This is a genomic window from Alteromonas sp. DYW1 (assembly GCF_059752595.1).
Genome location: NZ_CM186038.1, coordinates 2,969,845 through 2,995,797 on the forward strand (window position 1 = coordinate 2,969,845; position 25,953 = coordinate 2,995,797).

Consider the following 25,953-nt stretch of genomic DNA (forward strand, 5'->3'; position numbering starts at 1 on the left):
TGTACTTTATAAATTAACGCCTATAACCTGGAGGACACCATGTCAGTAGCAAAGGCCTTAGAATTAATCAAAGAAAGCGAAGCGAAATTCGTTGATTTACGCTTTACCGACACAAAAGGTAAAGAACAGCACGTTTCTATCCCAACCCATCAAGTCGATGAAGAGTTTTTTGAAGAAGGCAAAATGTTTGATGGCTCATCAATTGCAGGTTGGAAAGGTATCAACGAGTCAGACATGATCCTGATGCCAGACCCTACCAGTGCAGTATTGGACCCATTTGCAGAAGAAACTCAAGTGAATATTCGTTGTGACATTCTCGAGCCTTCAACCATGCAAGGTTACGAGCGTGATCCACGCTCAGTGGCGCGTCGTGCAGAAGAATACTTAAAATCGACAGGGATTGGTGACGCTGCGTTCTTCGGCCCTGAGCCAGAGTTCTTCTTGTTTGATGACGTCAAGTTCCACACAGATATGGCGGGTTCGTTCTACAAAATTGATTCAGAAGAAGCAAAATGGAACTCCGGTGCGGATTTTGAAGGTGGTAACCTGGCTCACCGTCCAGGCGTAAAAGGTGGTTACTTCCCTGTCCCACCAGTAGATTCAGCACATGATACTCGCGCGGCAATGTGTTTAGTTATGGAAGAAATGGGCTTAGTTGTCGAAGCACATCACCATGAAGTTGCAACGGCTGGCCAAAATGAAATTGCTTGTCAGTTCAATACATTGGTGACTAAGGCAGACGAAATCCAAGTGTACAAGTACGTTATACATAATGTTGCGAATGCCTATGGGCAAACAGCAACGTTTATGCCGAAGCCACTCGTTGGTGATAACGGTTCTGGTATGCACTGCCACCAATCAATCAGCAAAGATGGCAAGAACATCTTCGCCGGTGACAAATATGCAGGCTTGTCTGATGAAGCTCTGTACTACATTGGCGGTATCATCAAGCATGCGCGCGCCATCAATGCATTCACTAATGCTTCAACTAACTCATACAAGCGTCTAGTTCCTGGGTTTGAAGCGCCAGTGATGTTGGCATACTCTGCTCGTAACCGTTCCGCGTCGATTCGTATTCCTTACGTAACTAGCGATAAAGCTCGTCGTATTGAAGTTCGCTTCCCTGACCCAACGGCCAACCCTTACCTTGCATTTACCGCAATGTTGATGGCTGGACTTGATGGGATTAAGAATAAGATCCATCCTGGTGATTCTATGGATAAGGACTTATATGACTTACCACCAGAAGAAGCGGCGGAAATCCCAACCGTGGCCAGTTCACTGGAACAAGCCCTAGAAGCACTCAGTAATGACCGTGACTTCTTAAAAGCGGGTGGTGTAATGACCGACGATATGATCGATGCTTACATTGAACTTAAAGCGGCTGAAGTAGAAACGTTGAACATGACAACTCACCCTGTTGAGTTTGATATGTACTACAGCGTGTAATACTTATCGATTGATATACCTAGCCCGCTAAGTGCGGGCTTTTTTATTTTTGTAAATCACTCTACACTTAAGTGTGATGAATAAACTATTAATCTGTATTCTTACCGCTGTGTTGTCCTTTAATACACTTGCACAGACGGTATACAAAGTGGTTGCTGCCGATGGTACAGTCACCTATACCGACCAACCGGTGCCGGGAAGCACACCTGTCCGCTTGAATAAAGTGAATACCAGTGCCCCCCTAGCAAAACCTGCAGCGGGAGCAACGCCAAAGCCGGCGCAGGACAGTCAAATCGATTATCAGTTACAAATCACCACACCAGAGGACAAGGCGACTTTGCGAGATAACAACGGTCAGTTATCGATAGCTGCACAGCTCACGCCGACTGCTCCAGGCACTTATCAATTACTCTTTGATGGCAACGTTGTGGGGGAGAGTCCATCGGGCTTGTTTGAACTATCAGGCGTCGTCCGCGGCCAACACCGTTTTAAAGTTCAGTTTGTTGATAATAAAGGCAAGGTCCTTGCATCGTCTCCTTCGCAAACCCTGTTCATGCATCAGGCGTCTGCACTTATCAATCCAAAACAATAAGATAAACAGGTCTACAGCAGCACATTATTGGGGCGAGAGCCTTATTTAAGTGCGCTGACCAACGTTCGGTGTTTAAGTTGTGCACCCATGGATTGCAAGTTAAACTGCTATTGCACCATTTTTGTGCAATTGATTGGTGAGCAGAAGTGAATTTTGAAGCGCATAAGTTGTTAGACAATCTGAATACTGCAGTCGTCATTATTGATGACGGCTTCATTATCCAGTTCTGTAACTTCGCAGCACAAAAATTATTTGAAAGAAGTTTGAATCAATTGGTCGGGAGCGACTTACGCGACTATTTCCTCAACCGAAGCATTGACGAAAGTCGCTTATTGCGAGCGTTAACTGAAAGCGAAGAATTTACTGAGAACGAGATCCAGCTATGCTTTCGCGACCAACGCTATGTACTTGCTGATATCACGGTAACAGGCATCGCTGCGCAAGATAATGCGTACTTGATGTTTGAAGTACGTCAGATTGACAAGCAAAAGCGAATTTCCCAAGAAACTCAACAACATGCGCAACAGCATGCAGCACGAGAGCTAATCCGGGGGCTGGCGCATGAAATCAAAAACCCGTTAGGAGGCATTCGTGGTGCAGCGCAACTACTCAGTCGTTCGCTGAACAATCCAGAATACTCAGAGTTTACGGCTATGATCATCGAACAAGCGGATCGCTTGCGCAGTTTGGTTGATCGGTTATTAGGTCCAAATACACTGCCGCGTTTGCATGTATGCAATTTACATCAGTCTATTGAACGCGTGAGAACACTCGTTAGCGCCGATGAGGTCTATTCCGCGCGCTTAGTCAGAGACTATGACCCGAGCATTCCAGATCTCCTGATCGATCCACATATGATTGAGCAAGCATTATTGAATATTGTTAGAAATGCTCAACAAGCCCTGCATGAATCCAATACACCTGAGCCTACTATCCAGCTGATCACCCGCATTGAAAGACAAATGACTATTCACGGCGAGCGCTACCCGTTGTGTGCGGTGATCAAAATTATTGATAACGGGCCGGGCGTTCCAACGCAGGTGCGTGACACCCTGTTCTACCCCATGGTATCGAGTAAAACCGATGGGAGTGGCCTTGGCTTATCGATTTCACAAACCCTGATTGATCATCACAAGGGTAAGATCGAATGTGACAGCCATCGCGGGCATACCGAATTTTCTATTTATTTACCGATTGTAACTACCGAGCAGTTGCCATCGGCGGAGTCTTAAACATTATGCGCAAGGTAACCGATCATGAATGCTGAACCTGTTTGGATCGTCGATGATGACAGTTCAATCCGCTGGGTCCTGCAAAAGGCTTTACAAGCGGCTCAAATCCCCTGTGTATGCTTTGCTAATCCACAAGACTTGCTACTACAACTGGATGTTGCGCAACCGCCACAAGTGATCATTTCTGACATAAAAATGCCAGAAATGGACGGTATGACACTGTTGAGTCGCGTGCATGACCAACATCCAATGTTGCCAGTTATTATTATGACTGCGCATTCGGATTTGGACAGTGCTGTTAATGCCTATCAAAGCGGGGCCTTTGAATATTTACCTAAACCGTTTGATATTGATGAAGCCATTGCATTGGTGCAAAGGGCGTTGTTACATGCCAAAGAAAACAGTCGCAGCGAGATTGTCGCGGAAGAGAAACCCGCGTCAGAAATCATTGGCGAAGCACCAGCGATGCAAGAAGTTTTTCGTGCCATTGGACGTTTGTCACGTTCTTCAATCAGTGTCCTTATCAATGGTCAATCGGGCACGGGCAAAGAATTAGTCGCACACGCCTTGCATCGGCACTCTCCGCGAGCCATGAATCCATTTATCGCGTTAAACATGGCCGCTATCCCAGCTGATTTAGTGGAGTCTGAACTTTTCGGTCATGAAAAAGGCGCATTTACCGGTGCTCAGAACTTGCGTCAAGGGCGCTTTGAACAAGCCAATGGTGGTACGCTTTTTCTCGATGAAATCGGAGACATGCCATTGGATGTCCAAACTCGCCTCTTGCGCGTTTTAGCCGATGGCCAGTTTTATCGCGTCGGCGGCAGGGAGCCAATCAAAGTCGATGTCAGGATCATCGCTGCCACGCATCAGAATCTCGAAAAACGTGTAACCGAAGGTAAGTTTCGCGAAGATTTGTTTCATCGTCTCAATGTGATCAGAGTGCATATTCCCTCTCTTAGGGAGCGCCGTGAGGACATTCCTTTACTCGCCAAACATTTTCTCAGTCGCGCTGCAAAAGAATTAGACGTAGAGGCCAAAACGCTGAGCAAAGATGCCGCCCGAATAATGAGTGATTTAGCTTGGCCGGGTAATGTTAGACAACTCGAAAACGTGTGTCGCTGGCTCACAGTGATGGCTTCTGGGCAAGAAATTCTGCCTGCCGATCTCCCTCCTGAAATACACGAAGATGTAACTCCACAAGCAAGTGGAGTGGATAGCTCATGGGATACGTTGTTAGCCAATTGGGCTGATCAGCAATTGAAGAGTGGCAAAGATAATATTCTTAATGATGCAATTTATGTGTTTGAAAAAACCTTGCTGCAACGCGCCTTGCACTTTACCCATGGGCATAAGCAAGACGCAGCGAAAAGATTGGGGTGGGGTCGTAACACCCTAACCCGCAAGCTGAAGGAGCTTGATCTGTAAATCTGTCAGACACTGCAGTCGTTCAGCTTGTTACATATAGGTTATTCTCCCGCAAATCAAAAGTTGCATTTGCGGGCTGAAGCTTTCCCTCGACCGGCCAACGCCAATCTCGATGAATGAGCGATGCGCCTCAAAGAACCACTGAGCAAAAGGCTCGCAACATTTAAAATTCATAGTCAATACAAGCCATTATAAGTTACCCTAGAGAGGTTTCTCATTTGGAATAAGCGTAACTCATGGCCGAAGCTTTAGAATCCAACCGCACCCGCGCGCAAATGAAAGATATTATGCGTGCCTTAGCGTCTGGTCGCTTCGTTTCAGTGCGCAGAACGTTGCATACCCTACCGGCATCCGATGTCGCTTTAATCCTTGAATCTAGCCCGAAAAAATCTCGTGATGAACTGTGGCAACTCATTGATAGTGATTTTCATGCCGATGTCATCGAAGAGCTCTCTGAAGATGTGCGTAACGGTATCATCACCCAAATGACGACGACTAATGCGGTTGACGTATTAGGTCAAATGGATACTGATGATTTAGCCGAGACGCTAAGCTCATTGCCCGAAGAAGTTTTAGCTTCATTGCTTAAATCAATGGATGCGCAAGACCGACATAGGGCTGAACAGGCCTTATCGTACGGTGAAGAAACGGCCGGTTTCATTATGAACACCGATACGATCACATTGCGCTCAGATGTTACCATCGATGTGGTTCTAAGGTATTTGCGGTTACGTTCCAAAGTGCCTGAAGGTACAGATACGTTCTATGTTGTCGATCGGAATGATACGTTGATCGGTAGTTTGCCAGTCACACGATTGTTGATTGAACCGGCAGAAGCGCTCGTTGCAGAAGTTATGGATGATGAGCCTGAGGCGATCCCTGTCGATATGCACGATGGCGAAGTTGCCAGTTTATTTGAACGTTACAACTGGCTATCAGCCCCTGTTGTCGATAATAAACACCGGCTGGTCGGTCGTATCACCATCGACGATGTCGTCGACATTATTCGTGAGGACGCCGAACACTCAATGATGAGCATGGCAGGTCTTGATGATGAAGAAGATACCTTTGCCCCTGTATTACAAAGTACACGACGGCGTTCGATTTGGCTTGGCGTTAACCTTTTAACCGCATTAATGGCTGCAGCCGTCAGTGATCTATTTGAAGCTACTTTAAGTCAGCTAGCGGTACTTGCGATATTGAACACTATTGTTCCTAGTATGGGCGGCGTTGCTGGCAACCAAACATTAACATTGGTTATCCGTGGTATGGCACTTGGACACGTCAATTCCGGCAATAGTCGCTCGCTGATAAGTAAAGAGTTAGCCATTGGTTTCTTGAATGGGATGATTTGGGCAATACTCATTGCAGCAGTTATTGCACTCTGGAAACAAGACTACCAGCTCGGTGTCATCATAGCATTTGCGATGTTGGCTAATATGATAGCCGCAGCGCTATCAGGCGCGACATTACCTATCATCATGAAACGGTTAAAAATTGACCCCGCCTTAGCTGGCAGTGTGATACTCACTACCATCACCGATGTGGTAGGAATATTCGCATTCCTAGGTACCGCCACATTGTTTTTAATCTAGCCTGCGAGTATTGCTTGGTCGCGACCCAACGCCTTAGCCCGATACAACGCCTTGTCAGCACGATTGATTAGCGCATTAGGCGCTTCACCGCTGATATAGACCGCAACGCCAATCGACATACTCAATTGTTGTTTGTTCTCAACTAGCGTTGACTCATGCGCAATTTCTGCTTGCCTGAGAGCCTCTCGCAACGATTCAGCAACTTGCATCGCTTTATCTGCGTCGGTATTCGGCAATACTACAGAGAACTCTTCGCCACCAAAACGTGCCGCCAACTCGCCCGCACGTCGAGCATGTTGATTAATCAATTGCGCAAGTACACGTAAACAATCATCCCCGTCCAGATGACCATAAGTGTCGTTATATTGCTTAAATGAATCCACATCAATTAACAACAACGCCAGCGGCGACCCAGCGCGCTGTGCACGGAGCATTTCTTCTGTCAAAGCCTCATCAAAATAACGCCGATTGGCCAAACCAGTGAGCCCATCTTGGCGGGATAAAGCTAGCAGTTTTTGCTCTGCCTGCTTGCGGATCTCAATTTGTTCCTTTAATTGCGCGTTTAGAGAAAAGGCTTCCAAAATAGAACGATTCACCGGCAGCATGGTACGTAAAATAACCACCGCATATAACAACATGCACACAGCCAGTGCGTAACTGAGGCTATCGCCTGCAAGCAAAAAGTAACCAAATGCAGGCATGATAACAGGAACAAAAAATGCCAACATAGTGCGCCAGTCCGAGGCGTAGCCTACCAAGGCAGACGCACTAAGCCCTATGGCTAACAACGCCACTAATGCTGACACGATAGGATCATTAGCGCCTAATAAATGGAGCCAGGCAATACCGTATAAAATGCCTTGCGTCGCACTGGCCGCGATAAAGCGATTATGTAGACGCGCCAACACCAATGCATCTGTTGTGTCGCTTTGCTTACGATAAAAGAGATACAGAGGGATACGGATTAAGGAAAGCGCACAGACCGCAAAAAACCATTGTAAAGCGTACGCAAACTCAAGCGAAGAGCGAAAAATATAAATAACTAAAAAGGCTGCGAGGGGATGCGAGATTACTAGCGTTAGAGAATGTGCATAGACACTATCAACTTGCTTCCTTTTCAGCTTAAGGCTTAGTCCCTCATCTACTTCCATGTATGGTCCTAAAAACTATTTGACTACACGCAACGAGGGTTTCGATTTTACCTTTTTAGCGGCGTTTGGTTTGTCAGGAGCTGATGGAGTGGCAGTAGTAGCTTCACTATCAACATCCATTTCCGTCGTAAACACAGTACCTGCACCATTCTCACGCGCATATATTGCAAGCACTGCATGACTCGGTATATAGATACGATATGGCTGACCACTAAAACGAGCCTGAAAACTCAGGCTCTCGTAATCCATACTAAAATGTACACATGCAGATGGGGAAATATTCAATACGATTTGCCCATCTTTAACAAATTGCTGCGGTACTTCAACGCCGGACACGTTCGCGTTAACCACAATGTACGGCGTAAGCTCATTATCCACAATCCAATCAAAGAATGCCTTTAATAGATAGGGCTGATTTGAAGTCATCGCAATTTGATCAGTCATGGGCACTTATAATGGGTTGTGAATTTCACGTTCTTGATCAGTCAACGACGCTTTGAAAGAACTACGTCCAAAGATACGCCCCATATAAGCAAGTATGTCTTTACTACCTGCCCCTGACAACTCAATCTTGAGTGCCGGTAGGCGCCACAACAATGGAGCGAGGTAACAATCAACTAAACTGAACTCTTCCGACATAAAATAAGGCGTTTCCGCAAATAACGGCGCAATACTCAAGATTGCTTCACGTAGTTCGTTGCGGGCAGCATCAACATCGCCCTCGCCTTGCAAAATCCTTGCTGCAAGCGAATACCAATCTTGTTCAATACGGTGCATCATCAAACGACTTTGACCGCGCGAAACTGGGTAAACAGGCATCAGTGGCGGATGTGGGAAACGCTCATCAAGATATTCCATGATGATATGCGATTTGTATAACACTAGCTCACGGTCAACAAGGGTTGGCACGGTGCCATAGGGATTTAAATCAATTAAGTCTTCTGGCAAGTTGGTTGGATCAGTATAACTGATCTCAACGCCTACACCTTTTTCCGCTAAAACGATTCTGACTTGATGACTATAGATATCTAAAGTATCTGAAAACAATGTCATTATTGACCGTTTATTTGTGGCAACTGCCATTCACGTTCCTCCGCATTACGCAGTTTTGCGTTATCTAGTTTGACTAGTACGCGTATTTAATCGTCAAAAAAGGGCGCGAGTGCGCCCTCAATCGAAACATTATACCTTAAATTGTATGTTTAGTGCACGTCGCGCCAGTATTCTTTCTTCAACAATAATGCAAAGACAAAGAATACAACGATAAACACTAATACCCACTTACCAATCGCTTCAGATTTTAGGCGTGCAGGCTCGCCGGTGTATTGCAGAAAGTTTACCAAATCAAGAATTGCCTGGTCGTACTCATCCGCCGCCAACATACCATCACCATCGGATTTTAAACCCGCATAGCGCTCAACCATTTCACCATCCACCATGACAGTTTCATAGTGTTCACGTGGAGTACCTTGTAACTCTTGGAGTACATGTGGCATACCAACATCAGGAAAGACCTTATTGTTAACGCCAAAGGTTTTATTTTCATCTACATAGAATGTGCGTAAATAGGTGTACAACCAATCAGCGCCCCTCACGCGAGCGACCAGCGTAAGATCAGGTGGTGGCGCACCAAACCAAGTCGCAGCATAGGCCGCCGGCATTGGTGTAGTGATGTAATCAGACACCTTTTCACCCGTAAACTGCAGATACTTTTGACCGAGTTCATCAGGAATTCCAAGATCATTAAAAGTCCGCTGATAACGTTGATACTGCATTTGGTGGCAGCCCAAACAGTAATTCATGAAGATTTTGGCACCATTTTGGAGTGATGCCTTATCTGTCAAATCATAGTCTGCATGGTCCAGAGGATAGGTACTTCCCGCTGCCCATACCAAAGACGGCAAGGTTAGAAGTGCTGCTAGTATAATTCTTCTCATCGTGGGATCCTCGCGGGTACAGGCTTGGTTCCTTCGTTTTTACTATACAAAAACAGCAACACAAAAAAGCCAAAATACATAATAGTTGCAAACTGTGATGCAACAATCTTCCAGTTCTCTTGTGGGGTACCACCAAGATATCCCAAGAAGACAAAAACAGCAGCGAACATTAACAAGTTAACTTTATGCAGGCCACTGCGATAGCGCCATGAGCGCACGCGTCCACGATCAATCCATGGCAATGCAAATAACGCAGCAATCGCAGCGAACATGAAGATTACACCGAATAACTTATCGGGCACCGCTTTGAGTATTGCGTAGAACGGTGTGAAGTACCATACCGGGAAGATATGCGCTGGTGTTTTCAATGGATTTGCAATTTCAAAGTTTGGTTTTTCTAAGAAATAGCCACCCATTTCGGGCATGAAGAACATGACATAACAGAACCCGAACAAGAAGACCGCAAAAGCCACTAAATCCTTCAACACGATATGCGGGAAGAAAGGCACTACATCGTCAGCGATATCGTACTTACTGGTGTAGTATTCATGAATTGTCCACTTGGTTTTCTCATCCTCAGAGAGGGAGCCTTTTTTGTGCTTGATTGCCACACCGTCGGGATTATTCGAACCAACCTCATGCAGGGCGATAATGTGCAAGAACACTAAGATCACGATAACTAACGGTAGTGCGATAACATGTAACGCGAAGAAGCGATTCAACGTAGCGCCAGAGATAACATAGTCACCTTGGATCCAAACAACCAAGTCTGGACCAATCACTGGAATAGCACCGAATAAGGAAACAATAACCTGCGCTCCCCAATACGACATTTGACCCCATGGTAATACATAGCCCATGAAAGCTTCGGCCATCAAGGCTAAGTAAATTAGCATACCAAAGACCCACAGCAACTCACGTGGTTTTTGATACGAGCCATAAATCATGCCTCGGAACATGTGCATGTAAACCACGATAAAAAATGCTGATGCGCCCGTTGAGTGCATGTAACGGATAAGCCAACCGTAATCAACCTCGCGCATAATATACTCGACCGATGCAAAGGCACGCTCAGCACTTGGTTCAAAGTTCATCGTCAACCAAATACCAGTCACGATTTGGTTAACTAATACGATAGTGGCGAGAAAGCCAAATACGTACCAAAAGTTCATATTTCGTGGCGCGGGATACTGGATAGCATGCATGTTCGCCACACGCATCATGGGGATGCGTTCTTCAATCCAATTTAAAAATCCTGACATGTTAAGCAACCTCTGCTTCTGAGCCGATGATGACAGTTGTATCATCGACAAACTGATAAGGCGGAACCACAAGATTGGATGGCGCTGGGACGTTTTGGAAAACACGCCCTGCCATATCAAACTTAGAACCATGACACGGACAGAAGAAACCGTCAGATACGCCTTCCGCATATTGAGCCATGGCACCGTCTTTAAGGTGCTGTGGTGAACAGCCAAGATGCGTACAAATACCGACTAAAATGAGATATTCGTCCTTCAATGAACGCCATTGATTCTGAGCGAACGTGGGTTGCTGTTCAACTTCTGAGTTTGGATCTTTCAGTTGATCCTCGTGGGCCGCTAATGCCGCCAAAATTTCAGGCGTTCGACGCACAATCCACACCGGCTTACTGCGCCACATAACCCGCACCAACTGTCCTGGTTCAATACCAGAAATATCAACTTCAACATCTGCACCAGCGGCTTTTGCCTTGGCACTTGGATTCCAAGAAGCGATAAATGGAACAGCTGCTCCAATGACACCTATACCACCGACTACCGAAGTAGCGACAGTCAAAAAGCGTCGACGATTATTAGGTTGTGGTTGACCTTGTGCTTGCGAAGATTCGCTCGCATCAACAGATACATTACTCATCCACGGTTCTCCAGATTTGGACAAATGGCCTCTCTTTTATGAGAAAGCCGAAAGCGAGTCGTCATGACGATTCGAATGATTATTTTCGATCGGAAATGATAAAAAAAACCCCCGCTAATGACAAGGAAATACAGGCAAAAAACAAGGATTTAGTTGAAATTCATCATTTCCAAGGGCCGCACGAGGTAACGATGGGAATAAAACGTCTGTAACGGTGTCAAAAAGCGATTTTCGGCCAAATGATTTGACCAACTTATTTCGTCTATAAAAAAACCCGGCATCGGCCGGGCTTTTTGTACAATCCAATAAAACTTAACGTTTTGAGAATTGTGGCTTCTTACGCGCTTTGTGAAGACCCACTTTCTTACGTTCAACGCGACGTGCGTCACGAGTAACGAAGCCAGCTTTGCGTAGTGCTGGACGTAGAGTCTCATCAAACTCCATCAACGCGCGAGTAATGCCGTGACGGATTGCGCCCGCTTGACCACTAATACCGCCACCGCGAACAGTGATGTAAAGGTCAAACTTCTCAGTCATTTCAACCAACTCAAGCGGTTGACGAACGACCATGCGAGCAGTTTCACGACCAAAGAACTCGTCAAGAGGACGTTGGTTTACAGTGATGCTACCCGTGCCTGGACGCAAGAATACGCGAGCAGTTGAGCTTTTGCGACGACCCGTGCCGTAATATTGAGTATCTGCCATGTGTGTCGCTCCTTAAATATCCAAAACCTGTGGTTGCTGGGCAGCATGATTATGCTCAGAGCCAGCGTACACTTTCATTTTGCGGAACATTGCACGGCCAAGAGGACCTTTAGGCAACATACCCTTTACAGCTTTCTCTAGAACCATTTCAGGCTTCTTGTCGATAAGCTTTTCAAAAGTGATGTCTTTCAAACCACCTGGGTAACCAGAGTGCGCATAGTAGACTTTGTCTTTTGCTTTATTGCCGGTTACAGCAATTTTTTCAGCATTAACAACTACGATGTAATCACCAGTATCAACGTGCGGTGTATACTCTGGCTTATGCTTACCGCGCAAGCGGCGAGCGATTTCAGACGCTAAACGTCCAAGTGTTTTATCAGTGGCATCAACCACGAACCAGTCTCTTTTTACTGTTTCTGGTTTTGCAACAAAAGTTTTCATTATTCGTCACCCGAAAATATAACTGTTACCGATTACCGGAGTAATCTCCCGAAAATCAACGCCTAGACCCCTTCGAGCCTGTTGATTCATCCACTTTCCCAAAGTGGGCGTAACTGGGCAGGGCGCGAATTATACAGATTTTGACGTAAAAGCGAAGCCCCATTCGCAAATTATTCAAAAAATAACCAGCCGACTTTCAATTTACAAGTTGTGTGATAAGTTTTAGACAAGTTGTTTCCTTTCAATGGCCAGTAAAGTGAAATTCAGATTGTATCACTGCCAGCAGTTCAAAATCGTTAGGTGGTTACGCCGGTGTTTTGTTGGGCTTTGTATTGTCAGCGTGTTCCAAGTATCAGCCCAATCTGTAACGGCCGCCGAGGAAGTTATATTTACCTCGCTATCGCAAACCTCTGCGACCCAAAATTACTTTAGTGATTTATTAACAATAGCGCTGGCTGAGAGCAGCGACGAGTTCGGTCAAGTTACCATTCGACGCTATCCAATACCGATGGATCAATCACGCCAAATGCAAACCTTGCTTGACGGTGACGCCGATGTTATGTGGACGATGACTACGCCTGAGCGAGAAGCGTATCTACTCCCGGTAAAGTACCCGCTTATCGATGGGTTACTCGGCAAACGGGTATTCTTAATTGCACAAGGGAATGAGCGCTCGTTTGCTGGACTCAATACCAACCAATTGCGATCGAAAATCGCCATACAAGGCAAAGGTTGGCCTGACACTGAGATCCTAAAACACAATGACTTCAATGTTTCAGCAGTGCAGTGGTACGAATGGCAATTCGGTATTGCAAAGCTCCTGTTAACTGGAACGGTAGACTATTTTCCTCGCAGCGTTATAGAAGCAGAAGCCGAGCTCGCTCTCCCACACAACAAAGGCTTGGTCATTGAGCCAGCGCATTTACTCGACTATCCAGCCTTTATTTACTATTTCGTCAATCCGGCCAAACCTGAACTACAACAACGCATATTGGTTGGCTTACAAAGAGCAGCTAAACAAGGGACGTTAGAAAAACATTTTGCATCCTACCCGGGTTATCAATCTGCACGAGAGTTACTGCAACAAAAGCGTATTGTTCATCGATTGCACAATCCTTTTTATACCGGAAAGTAACAAGCGAATTGCCACTGACATAAGTCCATCGGACGTGCCTGCAGCTAGTGTTTATTTTTCAACCAGGTTGCTCTATGCTAGCTAAGATTCTCGCTTTTTATAGTGGGATTTGGTTTAAACAATTTACTCAATAAAAGGTTTCAATCATGAAAAGGATGTTTTTAGCAGTTGTTGCACTTAGTATCGCTTTCAGTGCACCGGCATTAGCCCGCGATGATCGTCTTCAGTTCGATCTCGAGCCGTTTCTCAGCTCAGAAAAAGCAAAATCGGCGTTACTTGACGTGCCTTTGTATTTCGCAGGACAAAGCCATCCCGATATCAAAAGTTCGTATGGCAACGTATCCACCAATAAAAAGACCAATGCATTTAATAAGTCTGACCAAGAAGCGTGTGAATGGGTCATGTTGTCAGCGTTAAAGCAATTACAAGAACGCGCATTAAGAGAGGGCATGAATGCGGTAGTCAACATAAAGTCAAACTATAAGCACAAAGAATTTGCGAGTAGCGAAAAGTTTGAATGTGGCGCAGGAAATATTATTGCTGGTGTCGCGCTGAAAGCCGACTTAGTAAAAATCTAACCAACCGCCGAGTGCCGTATTGGCACTCTTCACTTAATGCTCCCTATCAGATACAGGCATATGGCTGAATGCACAAATTATATTGCGCTCCAGCAGATCCTGATTTTTACCAACACCAAACATAAAATCATTTCTAAATTCTGATAGTCATGGTTTACTTGAGGCGACGGAATAATGAATGATCAAAATAATAAGGAGATCTCACCTCATGGTCATCAATACTAATAAAACCAAATATACACTCTTGCTCACGTTTTTATTGGTCTTTGGCATAGCCGGTTGCTCATCCACCGGAAGTTCCGCAGACAATACTGAAAGCAATGAAGCAGCAGAAGCTGAGGCCAAAGAAGCACAAGAGGCACAAGCTGAACTTTCGTCTATTCCTGATGACTCACCAATGAAGCAGGTAGAACTGGGCATGAGTGATACACGAGTGCGCAATTTGCTTGGCAATCCGGATGACTCAACATCATACCAAACGGGTAAGGCCTGGATACCGTTTTATTACGGAACTGATACACACCGTGTTGATTGGCTTTACTTTGGTAAAGGGCGCGTTGTATTTTCAATTAATCGTTATAGCGGTCAACATAAAGTGATCCGCGTTTCATACGAACCTGACCTGAAATAATTGGGTGTATAGTTAAGTCGCCGCAAGTTCCGTCGCGGCACTTAACTATCCCTCATTAAGCAAAATAAAGTTATCTCGCTCATCACTTGCTGGTTTGCTGTTTCGCACGCAGCCACAATGCTTCTAATTCATCTGCTGAAGCCTGCTCAATCGATTGACCTTGATGGGTAAACTCAGCTTCAATGTAATTAAAGCGCCTTTCAAATTTTTGACAGGCTTTGGTCAAAGCCACCTCGGGAGACACCTGCATATGCCGGGCAAGATTTACCACGGCAAACAAAAGATCACCAAGTTCTTCTTCTGCAGCATCACTATTCAATTTTGGAGCGCTAAGTTCACTGCGTAATTCAGCAATTTCTTCTTCAACTTTAGCCACTACTGGATCGACCGAATCCCAGTCAAAGCCGACGTTAGCACACGCTTTCTGCAATTCATAGGCGCGTTGAAATGCCGGTAAGCCTCGCTTTAATGCTGCAAAAATACTGGTCTGCGTGTCTCCATTATGGTGTCGTTCAGCAGCCTTGATCGCATCCCATTGTGCTGCCAGCGCTTCATCCGTCGGTGTACTAACATTATCTGCAAAAACATGAGGATGACGACGGATGAGCTTATCTGCTATCGATTTAGCCACATCGTGAAAAGTAAACAGCCCCTCCTCTTGGGCAATTTGCGCATAAAAAACCACCTGAAATAATAAATCACCTAACTCGTCACAGATAGCTACCGGCTCGCCTTCAAGTATCGCGTCTGCAACTTCATAAGTTTCTTCTAGGGTATATTTGAGCAACGATGTCATCGTCTGCTTGCGATCCCAAGGACAGCCAGATTGTGGGTCGCGCAATTGCTGCATAATGCGTAACAGACGGGTCAAGTTATCGGATTTCTCGGTCATTATGCGTCTTTTCTCACCACATCAACCACATCGTGAATTTGCTTAAGACTGAGCATTACTTTACGTAGCGATTTCACATCAGCCACTTCAACCGTTAGGACAATGTCAGCCGAGCCCGAAGACTTATTGCTTAAGCTATTGACTCCCAACAAGGATACTCTTAAGTTAGCGAGCACGGTGGTAATATCACGCAAAATGCCGGTACGGTCGGTGCACATCACTAACAACTGGGCTTCAAAACCGGTAGCAATGTCGCCAGACCAATTGACCTCAACTTCACGCTCAGGATGCTGCTCAAGTAAATGACTCAGTTGCTCGCAATTTTGCCGGTGCACACTGACTCCTCTGCCCTGTGTGATATAACCAACGATGGCTTCACCCGGCACGGGTTGACAGCAATTCGCTAGATGACTCAGCAAATGGCCAACCCCCTCCACCACCACACTATCATCACGTTTTTTGCTACTTTTTGGCTTAATAGGTGTTTTTACCAGCGTGTCTGGTGTTGGCTCTGATTCGGGCGGTTGTAAATGCTGTTGCAACTGACGAACAACCGACATAATGCGCACGTCACCGGCACCGATAGCGGTATACAAGTCATCGACAGACGGCTGATTAAAGCGCTCACAAACCTCACCTAAGGCTTTCAATGGCAAATGCGCTTTATGTAACTCGCGTTCGACAATTTCTTTACCCGCTTCTAGATTTTTTACCCGGTCTTGTTTCTTAAAAAAGCTATGAATAGTGGCCCGTGCCCGTGATGAGTGGACGTAACCTAGTCCTGGATGCATCCAATCCCGGCTGGGGTTAGGCTCCTTACCGGTTAGCACTTCAACCTGATCACCACTTTTTAATTGATAGGTGAAGGGGACAATACGTTTATTAACTTTTGCGCCAATACATCGATGGCCAATATTGGTGTGCACATAATAGGCAAAATCAAGCGGTGTTGAGCCTTGTGGCAAGTCTAAAACATCACCTTTAGGAGTAAAAACATACACCCGATCATCGAACACTTGGCTGCGAAGCTCTTCAACTAAGTCACCCGATTCAGCAACTTCTTCTTGCCATTGCAGTATTTTACGCAACCAATTTAAGCGCTCCTCGTGACCTGACGTTTTGCTCTGCGCTCCCTCTTTGTACTTCCAATGTGCGGCAACGCCTAACTCCGCATCTTGATGCATTTGTTGAGTGCGGATTTGGATTTCAATAGACTTGCCTTGGGGCCCAATAATGACCGTATGAATGGATTGGTAACCATTGGGTTTTGGTGTGGCAATATAGTCATCAAATTCATTGGGAATGTGCTTAAAGTTTGCATGCACTATGCCCAAGGCTGCGTAACAATCTTGTAATCGGTCAGCAATAATGCGCATCGCTCGGATATCAAAAAGCTGCTCAAATGTCAGACGCTTCTTCTGCATTTTCTTCCAAATACTGAAGATATGCTTGGGGCGCCCATAAACCGTGGCTTGAATACCTTGCTCATTAAGCAGTGACTGCAGGCGCGTGACCATTGACTCGATATATTCTGTTCTATCGGCTCGCTTTTCATCCAACATACTGGCAATCTGTTTGTAGGTTTTAGGATGCAGATATCGAAAGGCGAGATCCTCTAATTCCCATTTCAATTGTCCAATGCCTAAACGATTGGCTAAGGGGGCATAGATTGAGGCACATTCAGTGGCAACCATGACGCGCGTCTCTTCATCAGCTTCCTTCACTGATTGTAAAGCGCAAATCCGCTCTGCCATTTTCAGAACCACCGCGCGCACATCTTCAACCATGGCGAGCAACATGCGGCGTATACTATCGATTTGATGCTCTTGAAACTGCCCAGTCTTGTTGACCCCAGCGCGACCATGCAACGCTCGGATAGCCTCCATCTTGCGAACCCCTTCGATTAGGCTACCGATCTCAGGCCCAAAAGATTCGACAACATCCTCATTAGAGAGCGCGTGCTGTTGACAGTAAGGAAACACCAACGCCGCCTGCAAGGTAGTGTCATCCATATTGAGTTGGACCAAAATCTCAACCATTTCTTGGCCAACAAGTAAAATCTCTGGTTTTTCAGCAATTGACCGTAAGGCTTGTTGGGTATCTTCCGGCAAGTGCAATTGCGCCATCCATTGCTCAAATGGTGGACGTTGTTCGCTATGTACTTTTCTTGTTGATACCATGATTCTCTGTCTTAACTTCCGCGAAAGACTGCCATTAATTCACAATGCTTGGTGTAAGCAAACATCTCAACCAAACGTATCTTCTGTAATTGATAACCCTGCGCAACTAATTGTTTAGCATCACGGGCGAAACTGGCGGGATTGCAAGATACGTACACAATCATTGGCTGGCGTTGCGGTTTTAAATGACGACAGACCGCAGGTGCCCCTTCACGCGAGGGATCAAGCAAAACCGCATCAAAGGATTCGTGGAGAATCTGTTGCACAATCTTTTCGTTCAAAAGGTCATGACAGGCAAAGCCGCACTGTTTTAGTGCAAGTTGCTCTGCGCTGTGTTGTGCGCGGGTCACCATATTGGCTACGCCCTCCACGCCCTGAACCTGAAAACCCCGATTAGCCAGCAACAAACTGAAATTCCCAGTACCACTAAACAAATCAAGTACTGAGTTGGCGTTATTCTCTGTCAGCCACTCAGCAACCTGAGCTACCATTTGTTGATTCACGCCAGAATTAACCTGAACAAAATCATCAGCCCCAACAGGTATCTGTATACCATCACCCGGTGAATAGGTAATTGCCGCGAGATCACCGTGCAACGATTGAATGGGGTGGTCTGCGATGGCTATCGATAGCGCGCAATTATTTTGCTCAGCTAATGCTATCAAGGCCATTCGATCATGATTAGCCAGCGCTGCCGTTGCCCGAACGTGGACCAATACCCGACGATCACCTGAAAATAAGGTAACGTGCCCCAGTGGTTTAGGGTTATGCATCGCATCTACCCAATCCTGTAACGGCTGAATGAGGCGTTCTATTTCTGGCGCTAACACTGCGCACTCAAGCAGTTTAAATACCTCTTTACTCTTTCTGCGTCGATATCCTAGACGACGCTCATTACTATCTCGTGCATCTACGGCAAGACGGGCCTTACGCCGATAGCCTAGCGGCGCTGCATGTATATCCGCTTCCCACTCAACCGTTTTAATGCCAGCTATCTTGTCCAGTAGTTGTGTGATCGCAAACTTGCGTTGTTGGCGTAAATATTCGGGGGCGACATAATCGAGCTGACACCCGCCGCAGACCAGTGAATGCTGGCAAAACGGGTCTTGCCGCGCTGGATTCGATGTCTCAACCTGCTTTACTTGGCCTTGCCAGTAATGCTTTTTACGAGTTTCTAACGTAACCGTTACCGCTTCACCAGGTAGGGCGCCGTCAACGAAAACCACCGGCGCATGCTGCGTGGCAACACCCACGCCATTATGATCAAGCGTCGATATTTGCACAGCAATAGACTGCTTGGCATTTTCCTTGCGATGCTTGCTAGACGTTCTTGCATGCCGCTTTACCGGCTTAACAAACTGCACCATGGGCTAACCCGTTGACTCTAGAATAACGGTTGCGACCGCATAGTGCTTTTCGTCGGAAATAGAAACCACACAAGAGTTGATCGCGCGCGACTCGCATAACCGCGCAAACTCACCACTAAAGTGCAATTGCGGTTGCCCGAGTGCATTATTGTCGATCTCAATATGCTGCCAACTCACGCCGTTGCCAATACCAGTGCCGAGCGCTTTTACCGCAGCTTCCTTAGCCGCAAAGCGCTTGGCAAGATAACGTGCCGGATGTAAGTGATTTGCATAAACTTGCATCTCTTTCTCGGTCAATACTCGCTCAGCTAAACGCGAGGACTTAGCGCAATGTGCTTCGATCCGCTCAATTTCAACAATGTCCGTTCCGAGGCCTACGATCAAAATAGTATTTCCTGTTAATTACAGCGTAGATACTGACATACGCGCTTGTTGCATTAAATCCCGCATATCCCTGACCGCCGTGTGTAAACCATCAAATGCCGCACGGGCGATAATCGCATGACCAATATTCAGCTCTACAATCTGGGGAATGGCGGCAATAGGTTTAACATTGTGATAATGCAAGCCATGCCCTGCATTGACTTCTAATCCCAACGCATCAGCATAAGTAATGCCATCAATTAATTTAGTCAATTCCAACTGCTGTTGTTGCAGCGTCAACGCATCAGCATATTGCCCCGTATGAATTTCAATATATGGAGCTGCACATTCCATCGCAGCGTCAATTTGGCGTTTGTCAGCATCAATAAATAAGGAGACTAATATTCCGTTCTCAGCCAACTGGGTGCAGGCATCCTTTATTGCCGCTAGATTATCTGCCACATTCAATCCGCCTTCAGTGGTTAGCTCTGCGCGCTTCTCTGGCACCAAGCAACAGAAAGTAGGTTTCAAGCGCGTCGCTATGCCCAACATCTCGGTGGTGACAGCCATTTCCAGATTCAGTCGTGTCTGCACGGTTTCACTGAGTAATTCGACATCACGATCACGGATGTGTCGCCGATCTTCGCGTAAATGCACCGTAATGCCATCAGCGCCTGCGTGTTCAGCTATTTGCGCGGCGTGCACTGGGTCTGGATACTGAGTTCCTCGCGCATTCCGCAGCGTAGCGATATGGTCAATGTTGACGCCTAAAAAGATATCGTTCAAAACTTGTCCTTATTCTCTACAGGATCAAAAAATACATGCATATGTTAGCAATAATGCAACTTGCTGTCTGTCCGCTTATTGCGTGCTTAACTCGATATTTTAGCGATGATTACTTCACCTGCGAAAACAGCAAGCGACTGTGTAGCGGTTTACTGCCAATCACACTGGGTAGCGCTAAACGTATAAATAGCTTAGCCGCCCGCAGGCTAGCAGTCTGCCAATCCTGTCTTCCGATGGCGATAATGTCTTGCCCGCGAAAAAATGGGGATGATTGAGTCTGGCGACTATTCGTTGCCATGATTTCTACAAAACCATGCTCTGGCTGAAAGGTGTAACTTGCATCTGCTGCAATTGGGCTATGTGATTGCGCGCAAGCTGAGAAATCGGGCAGATAGCCAAGGTGATCTAACAGGTTGAGCTCGAAACTTCTGAGCACAATTTCTAAGTCAGTACTTTGCTTATCCGATGCAGCTTTGGCTAAATGCTGCAAAGCGAATTGATAGTCAGTAAAAATATCTTCCTGCGGCAAATCAATTGGTAGGGCGCGGCTCAGCAATTCATTTAAGTAAAAGCCACAATATAGCGCATGCTGTGCAAAGGAAGCTCGGCCAGATAGCGCCTCAACACGCCCTAAATTGCGCAATTCATTGCGCCCAGACACCACACATTCGAGTAATTGGAAGGGCTGCAGGAGACTTTTTCGATCCGACTTACTGCCCCGCACACCTTTTGCCACGACCCGCAACTTGCCGCTCTCAAGGGTAAATACGTCAACTAATAAACTGGTTTCTCGGTAAGGTAACCGATGCAGCACATAGCCCTGACAGGTTTCACTGGCCATCGGTTAACTGCGTCTCAGCCGCACCACTTTCATGGTTTCAAAATGTATGCCCGCCACTTCTTGCGTGTGCGAATAATAGGTCAGGTCAACACGCGCCCCTTTCAGCGTTTGATAGGGCTTTTTGCGGCGATAAATAAACGGCACGTCATATCCATCCAGCATTAGGGTATTGATATACCAGTCATCTTCGCTACGTTGCACGTGAGAAATCACTTTGCAGCATTCGCTGTGGGTTAAATCAGGATGCTTGTTGAGTAACCGTTTTAGTGCCTTTTTATCCATTAATCGAGGGCCTCAACTAACAGTTGTAAATTGCGTTTATTGCGAAATTCGTTAACGTCCAGACGATAGGCTAACTGCACTGTCGCTTGTTCAGGGGCAGGCCAGCGAGTCGTATCCACATTAAACGCAATAGCATCAATGTATTCACCATTTGTTGCTTTTAGCACCATTTTTAGGTGCTTTTCACCGACAATACGTTGTTGCACTAAAGTAAACACGCCATCAAACAGCGGCTCTCTGAAGCCTTGCCCCCAGGGGATGATATGTTTTAATTGTTCGGCAAACTCTAATGACAAACAATCAGCCGGTAACTCGCCATCAGAGTAAATTGCTTGCACTTGCTGGATCTGATTTTCCCACTGACTCAGTGCACCTTCGAAGGCTTGGCAAAACTGTTCAAAATCAACTTTTGCAATACTTAGCCCGGCCGCCATGGCATGGCCGCCGTATTTGATCAATAAATTAGGATTACGGCTGTCAACCAACGCTAAAACATCGCGAATATGCACGCCAGTAATGGAGCGTGCCGAACCTTTTAACTGATCGGCATTTTCTTCCGCAAAAATAATCGTTGGTCGGTGCAATTTATCCTTGATACGCCCCGCAACGATACCAATAACACCGGCATGAAAATCAGCTTGATAAAGCACAACTCCATTCGACGTCTGATACTCATCAGTGTCGATTGCAGGAATGCTCGCTAGCACGTCCTGCTGCATTGATTGTTCAATGTGCTTGCGCTGTTGATTCAAACGATCAAGCTCTATAGCAATACTTTTCGCGTGTTGCGGGCTATCAGTCAGTAGGCAAGCGATACCCATCGACATATCATCTAAGCGCCCAGCGGCATTCAATCGAGGACCAATAACAAAACCTAAATCCGTTGATGTGAGTCCTTCTGCATTCCGTTGTGCGACATCTAACAAGGCTAAAATACCAGGTCGACACTGACGCGCTCGGATACGCTGTAAACCTTGATAAACCAGAATCCGATTGTTGTGATCAAGTGTCACTACATCAGCAACTGTGCCCAGCGCGACGAGATCTAAATATTGTGCCATATTCGGCGCGGATATCTGTTGATGCGTAAACCACTCGGTTTGCTGTAAATGTGCGCGCAGCGCAACCATCAAGTAAAATGCAACCCCAACACCCGCTAACGTTTTGGACGCAAACTGACAACCAGGTTGATTGGGATTTACGATCGCGTCGGCGGCTGGTAGCGTTTCTGAGGGTAAGTGATGATCGGTTACTATAACAGTCAGCCCAAGGGCTTTGGCGTGTGCAACACCGGCATGACAGGCTATCCCATTATCTACGGTAACGATCACTTGACCGCCACGTTGATGAACCACATCGACGATTTGCGGAGTTAATCCATAGCCGTACTCGAAACGATTAGGGACAACATGATCGACATGTTTAGCCCCCATTGCCGTCAAAGCCAATAAGCACAACGCGGTACTGGTAGCTCCATCCGCATCAAAATCGCCAACAATACTTATTGCCTGCTGTTGCGCTAACGCATCAGCCAATAATTCAACTGCATCAGTCACCCCCTTTAGCGTGGCGTATGACAACAAACCAGCAGCCGAGCTTTGCAATTGTTCAGGCGAGCTGACATGACGGCTGAGGAAAATCCGTTTCAAAATGGGGTGAAAATCTAATGACTGCATCCAATCAGGAAAATCAACGTCAGATGCAGTATTCCTAATGATGTTTAAAGGCATGGACTTAAAGATAATGTTCTGCGCAGTGGGTTACCACGCAGAACGAAAAATTGATGGCAGTATTATGAGTTATCCTTGATGGCTTGTTCAAGCATTTCAGCCGGTTGATAACCCGGAATTATGGTGCCATTCGGCATGATAATATTTGGCGTACCGGTAACCCCAATTTTTTGCCCAAACAAATACTGTTCAGCCACTGAATTTGCACATTCTGCTGGCGAGACCGTATCGTCTAACTTAGCCTCTGTCATGGCGTTCTGTGGATTGGCCGCGCACCACACCGAAACCATATCATTATACCCTTGGCTATTAAGTCCCGCGCGCGGAAACGCCAAGTACCTAACCGTAATACCGCGGGCATTAAACTCTTCAATCTCACGATGCAGTTTACGGCAGTAGCCACAGGTAATATCAGTAAACACACTGATAACGTATTTCTCGTTTTCAGCTTTAAAGTCAATGGTTTCGCCAACAAAATCTTTTAAACCTTCGGTCCGGATTGCCGACATAGCCACTTCCGTTTCATTGCGCATGCCCGCGTCTAAATTATAGACATTAGCGCGCAACAAGTAGGTTCCGTCCATGCTCGAATAAAACAGTCCTCGCGCTGTATTTAACTGTAACAGGCCTGGCACTGGAGATTCGGCAATGGCATTGATTGGAATCGAAATCTTACTTTCAATCTTAGCTTTAACTGCATCGTAATTATCCGCATGCACCTGCAGCCCGGTAAAAATAAGTACTATTACGCTCAACTGTTTGACTATCGACTTCACTGAAAACCTTCTTTTTGATTACGGGTATAACACTGACCGGTGTCGTCAGCACATTCTTTCAATACGACCCTTATTCGGGCCATAAGTTTCGGTAAGAGAGTTTATCAGAGAATAGCGCCAGCCAAAATGACTCACCGCACCTATTGCGTACCTTATCGAATACCTATCACCATTAACCGCGAGGGTGATGTTCTCCCACCAATGCTTGCAACCGCTCTTTTGCCACATGAGTATAAATTTGAGTGGTCGATAAATCGCTATGGCCTAATAATAACTGGACGACACGTAAATCCGCCCCATGATTCAACAAGTGCGTAGCAAAAGCATGACGTAGCGTATGTGGCGACAACGCAACCTGAATGTTGGCACGCACTGCATACAACTTGATGCGATGCCAAAACGTTTGGCGGGTCATCATACGCCCACGTGAACTAGGAAACAGAATGTCTGATTTCTGCCGCAGTAACTCTGGGCGAGCCTCTTTAATGTAGCGCTGTAATTGCTCTAGCGCCGCTTCTCCGAGTGGCACTAGACGTTCTTTGTTGCCCTTGCCAGTGACCCGTGCGACCCCTTGTGCCAACGACAGCGAGGAGGTATCTAAACTAATGAGTTCACTCACCCTAAGACCCGTGGCATAGAGCACTTCAAGCATGGCTTTATCACGCATTTCAATGGGATCATCCGTGCGCGGTTCATGCAAAAGGGCTTCAACTTGTGCTTCGGTCAGTGTTTTGGGTAAACCAATCTGGACTTTAGGGTTAGTCAGCTGGCGCAATGGATTACTCGCACGGCGCTCACGGCTGACTTGATAACGGTAGAATGCGCGCAACGCGCTCATTGCGCGGCTGTTACTGCGATGACTCATTCCGTTTCGATTACGCTGGTCAATGAACTGTTGAATATCTTCCTCATCGACGGCATTTAACTCTTGGTGACGCGCATTGCTTTGGATTAAAAATGTGATAAAAGCGCTGATATCTGAGCGATACGCATTAACCGTGTTTTCACTTAAGCCTTTTTCCAACCAAAGTACCTGTAGAAACTCGTCCAGCAGGCTATGATTTTGACTTAGCGCAGACATTTAGAAACCTCTCGATTCCTTTATATATTCATACGCTTGCTGAATATCTTGTGCCTTTTGCTTGGCCATCTGCATTGCTTGCTCGGGCAGTCCTTTCGACATCAATTTATCAGGGTGATGCGCCGACATTAATTTGCGATAGGCCTTTTTAATCGTGGCGTGATCGGCATTAGGGGCGACACCCAGAATTTGGTAAGCATCAGCGGATTTCTGTTGCTCATTGTAGCTCGAAGAGCGACGTTGCCGCGGTCCAGCTTGACGGAAACGCACCTCGGCCTCGTACATACGAATTAAATAATCAAGCTCCTGACGTCTAAATCCGGCAGCCTTGGCGACTTTTACTAAAACATTATATTCAGCTTGTGCGAGATGACCGTCAGAGAAACTCGCCTGAATTAAAATCTCCAACACAATTTGAATAATGTCGCGGCGCCCATGGCAGGAATCGACAAATTCGTTAATCGTTGCTTGAATCGGGTAATCTGCCGCTTTACCCTCGCGGAAGGCAGCTTGAGCGGCTTCGCGGGTTTCACCACTTAAGCCCATTTCGTCCATTAAACGACTAGCCACAGCAATTTCCGATTGAGTAACCGCACCATCAGCTTTTGCCAGGTGTCCGAGTGTGGCGAATAAGGTATGAAAAAAGATGGCTTGCTGTTTGAAATTGTCTTTATCAGTAAAAAAGCGCCCGAAACCACCCATTTGGCTAAAATCTTGACTATAGCCTTTGTCAAACATGTGACCCACAATTAAGCCAAGAATTGCACCGACCCATTTACCGGCCATAAAACCCAGCGCAACGCCAACAACTTTACCCCAATATGCCATAGTAGTTAGAACCCTTTGCAACGAATCTGAATCCTAACTGATCAACCCTCTGAGCGA

General features: G+C 46.2%; 27 protein-coding genes. 8 read left to right on the plus strand and 19 right to left on the minus strand.

The features are described from left to right. The first annotated feature begins 39 nt into the window (after positions 1-39). The 5 genes from glnA (at position 40) to mgtE (ending at position 6,296) form a co-directional block, all read left to right on the plus strand. On the plus strand, positions 40-1,449 hold the full coding sequence (gene glnA / locus AC121Z_RS13340) for a glutamate--ammonia ligase (RefSeq protein WP_498124510.1): 1,410 nt from the start codon (positions 40-42) through the stop codon (positions 1,447-1,449). A gap of 76 nt (positions 1,450-1,525) precedes the next feature. After that, positions 1,526-2,041 (plus strand): DUF4124 domain-containing protein, encoded by a 516-nt coding sequence (locus AC121Z_RS13345; RefSeq protein ID WP_498124511.1) that lies wholly within the window; start codon positions 1,526-1,528, stop codon positions 2,039-2,041. 146 nt (positions 2,042-2,187) lie between these two features. Then, positions 2,188-3,273, plus strand: a complete 1,086-nt coding sequence (gene glnL, locus AC121Z_RS13350) for a nitrogen regulation protein NR(II) (RefSeq protein ID WP_498124512.1) — start codon at positions 2,188-2,190, stop codon at positions 3,271-3,273. Positions 3,274-3,297: 24 nt separating this feature from the next. After that, complete coding sequence (gene glnG, locus AC121Z_RS13355; RefSeq protein ID WP_498124513.1) at positions 3,298-4,701, plus strand: nitrogen regulation protein NR(I); 1,404 nt, start codon at positions 3,298-3,300, stop codon at positions 4,699-4,701. 236 nt (positions 4,702-4,937) lie between these two features. Further along, complete coding sequence (gene mgtE / locus AC121Z_RS13360; protein WP_498124514.1) at positions 4,938-6,296, plus strand: magnesium transporter; 1,359 nt, start codon at positions 4,938-4,940, stop codon at positions 6,294-6,296. On the opposite strand, the gene AC121Z_RS13365 is transcribed toward mgtE, so the two are convergent. The 8 genes from AC121Z_RS13365 to rplM form a co-directional block, all read right to left on the minus strand. After that, positions 6,293-7,447, minus strand: coding sequence for a GGDEF domain-containing protein (locus tag AC121Z_RS13365; RefSeq protein ID WP_498124515.1), 1,155 nt, complete (start codon positions 7,445-7,447; stop codon positions 6,293-6,295). The two genes, mgtE and AC121Z_RS13365, sit on opposite strands and share 4 nt — an antisense overlap. A 15-nt stretch (positions 7,448-7,462) precedes the next feature. Next, positions 7,463-7,873 carry a ClpXP protease specificity-enhancing factor gene (locus AC121Z_RS13370; RefSeq protein ID WP_498128257.1) on the minus strand — a complete coding sequence of 137 codons (411 nt, stop codon included), beginning with the start codon at positions 7,871-7,873 and terminating at the stop codon, positions 7,463-7,465. A 24-nt stretch (positions 7,874-7,897) separates the two neighbouring features. Next, on the minus strand, positions 7,898-8,530 hold the full coding sequence (gene sspA, locus AC121Z_RS13375) for a stringent starvation protein SspA (protein WP_498124516.1): 633 nt from the start codon (positions 8,528-8,530) through the stop codon (positions 7,898-7,900). Positions 8,531-8,649: 119 nt separating this feature from the next. Beyond that, positions 8,650-9,384: a cytochrome c1 gene (locus AC121Z_RS13380; protein WP_498124517.1), complete on the minus strand. Its 735-nt coding sequence runs from the start codon at positions 9,382-9,384 to the stop codon at positions 8,650-8,652. Next, positions 9,381-10,646, minus strand: a complete 1,266-nt coding sequence (locus AC121Z_RS13385; protein ID WP_498124518.1) for a cytochrome b — start codon at positions 10,644-10,646, stop codon at positions 9,381-9,383. The genes AC121Z_RS13380 and AC121Z_RS13385 overlap by 4 nt, the downstream gene beginning before the upstream one ends. Before the next feature lies 1 nt (position 10,647). Continuing rightward, positions 10,648-11,280: a ubiquinol-cytochrome c reductase iron-sulfur subunit gene (petA, locus tag AC121Z_RS13390; protein ID WP_498124519.1), complete on the minus strand. Its 633-nt coding sequence runs from the start codon at positions 11,278-11,280 to the stop codon at positions 10,648-10,650. Positions 11,281-11,592: 312 nt separating this feature from the next. Next, positions 11,593-11,985, minus strand: a complete 393-nt coding sequence (gene rpsI, locus AC121Z_RS13395) for a 30S ribosomal protein S9 (protein ID WP_100656063.1) — start codon at positions 11,983-11,985, stop codon at positions 11,593-11,595. A gap of 12 nt (positions 11,986-11,997) precedes the next feature. Continuing rightward, the gene (gene rplM, locus AC121Z_RS13400; protein WP_100656064.1) at positions 11,998-12,426 is read right to left on the minus strand and encodes a 50S ribosomal protein L13; all 429 of its coding nucleotides are present in this window, start codon (positions 12,424-12,426) and stop codon (positions 11,998-12,000) included. A 340-nt stretch (positions 12,427-12,766) separates the two neighbouring features. On the opposite strand from rplM, the gene AC121Z_RS13405 reads away from it, so the two are divergent. The 3 genes from AC121Z_RS13405 (at position 12,767) to AC121Z_RS13415 (ending at position 14,770) form a co-directional block, all read left to right on the plus strand. Further along, the gene (locus AC121Z_RS13405; protein WP_498124520.1) at positions 12,767-13,561 is read left to right on the plus strand and encodes a transporter substrate-binding domain-containing protein; all 795 of its coding nucleotides are present in this window, start codon (positions 12,767-12,769) and stop codon (positions 13,559-13,561) included. 146 nt (positions 13,562-13,707) lie between these two features. Next, entirely contained in the window at positions 13,708-14,139 is a 432-nt protein-coding gene (locus AC121Z_RS13410; protein ID WP_498124521.1) for an excinuclease ABC subunit A, read from the plus strand. Positions 14,140-14,347: 208 nt separating this feature from the next. Continuing rightward, entirely contained in the window at positions 14,348-14,770 is a 423-nt protein-coding gene (locus AC121Z_RS13415; RefSeq protein WP_498124522.1) for a hypothetical protein, read from the plus strand. Positions 14,771-14,852: 82 nt separating this feature from the next. Here AC121Z_RS13415 and mazG read toward each other — a convergent pair whose 3' ends face one another. The 11 genes from mazG to djlA all read right to left on the minus strand — a co-directional run bounded on the left by mazG (position 14,853) and on the right by djlA (position 25,896). Then, the gene (gene mazG / locus AC121Z_RS13420; RefSeq protein ID WP_498124523.1) at positions 14,853-15,662 is read right to left on the minus strand and encodes a nucleoside triphosphate pyrophosphohydrolase; all 810 of its coding nucleotides are present in this window, start codon (positions 15,660-15,662) and stop codon (positions 14,853-14,855) included. Next, positions 15,662-17,842: a GTP diphosphokinase gene (gene relA / locus AC121Z_RS13425; RefSeq protein WP_498124524.1), complete on the minus strand. Its 2,181-nt coding sequence runs from the start codon at positions 17,840-17,842 to the stop codon at positions 15,662-15,664. The genes mazG and relA overlap by 1 nt, the downstream gene beginning before the upstream one ends. Before the next feature lie 11 nt (positions 17,843-17,853). Then, positions 17,854-19,209 carry a 23S rRNA (uracil(1939)-C(5))-methyltransferase RlmD gene (gene rlmD / locus AC121Z_RS13430; RefSeq protein ID WP_498124525.1) on the minus strand — a complete coding sequence of 452 codons (1,356 nt, stop codon included), beginning with the start codon at positions 19,207-19,209 and terminating at the stop codon, positions 17,854-17,856. Between the two features lie 3 nt (positions 19,210-19,212). After that, positions 19,213-19,596, minus strand: coding sequence for a holo-ACP synthase (acpS, locus tag AC121Z_RS13435; RefSeq protein ID WP_498128259.1), 384 nt, complete (start codon positions 19,594-19,596; stop codon positions 19,213-19,215). Positions 19,597-19,611: 15 nt separating this feature from the next. Beyond that, positions 19,612-20,358, minus strand: a complete 747-nt coding sequence (gene pdxJ / locus AC121Z_RS13440) for a pyridoxine 5'-phosphate synthase (RefSeq protein ID WP_498124526.1) — start codon at positions 20,356-20,358, stop codon at positions 19,612-19,614. Positions 20,359-20,467: 109 nt separating this feature from the next. Continuing rightward, on the minus strand, positions 20,468-21,199 hold the full coding sequence (recO, locus tag AC121Z_RS13445) for a DNA repair protein RecO (protein ID WP_498124527.1): 732 nt from the start codon (positions 21,197-21,199) through the stop codon (positions 20,468-20,470). A 3-nt stretch (positions 21,200-21,202) separates the two neighbouring features. Beyond that, positions 21,203-21,481: a hypothetical protein gene (locus AC121Z_RS13450; protein ID WP_498124528.1), complete on the minus strand. Its 279-nt coding sequence runs from the start codon at positions 21,479-21,481 to the stop codon at positions 21,203-21,205. Beyond that, positions 21,481-23,211, minus strand: a complete 1,731-nt coding sequence (gene recJ / locus AC121Z_RS13455; protein WP_498124529.1) for a single-stranded-DNA-specific exonuclease RecJ — start codon at positions 23,209-23,211, stop codon at positions 21,481-21,483. The genes AC121Z_RS13450 and recJ overlap by 1 nt, the downstream gene beginning before the upstream one ends. A gap of 62 nt (positions 23,212-23,273) precedes the next feature. Next, on the minus strand, positions 23,274-23,987 hold the full coding sequence (locus AC121Z_RS13460) for a thioredoxin fold domain-containing protein (protein ID WP_498124530.1): 714 nt from the start codon (positions 23,985-23,987) through the stop codon (positions 23,274-23,276). A 172-nt stretch (positions 23,988-24,159) separates the two neighbouring features. Continuing rightward, a complete protein-coding gene (gene xerD, locus AC121Z_RS13465; RefSeq protein ID WP_498124531.1) occupies positions 24,160-25,068 on the minus strand; it encodes a site-specific tyrosine recombinase XerD in 909 nt (302 codons plus the stop codon). After that, complete coding sequence (gene djlA, locus AC121Z_RS13470) at positions 25,069-25,896, minus strand: co-chaperone DjlA (RefSeq protein WP_498124532.1); 828 nt, start codon at positions 25,894-25,896, stop codon at positions 25,069-25,071. Positions 25,897-25,953 lie beyond the last annotated feature (57 nt).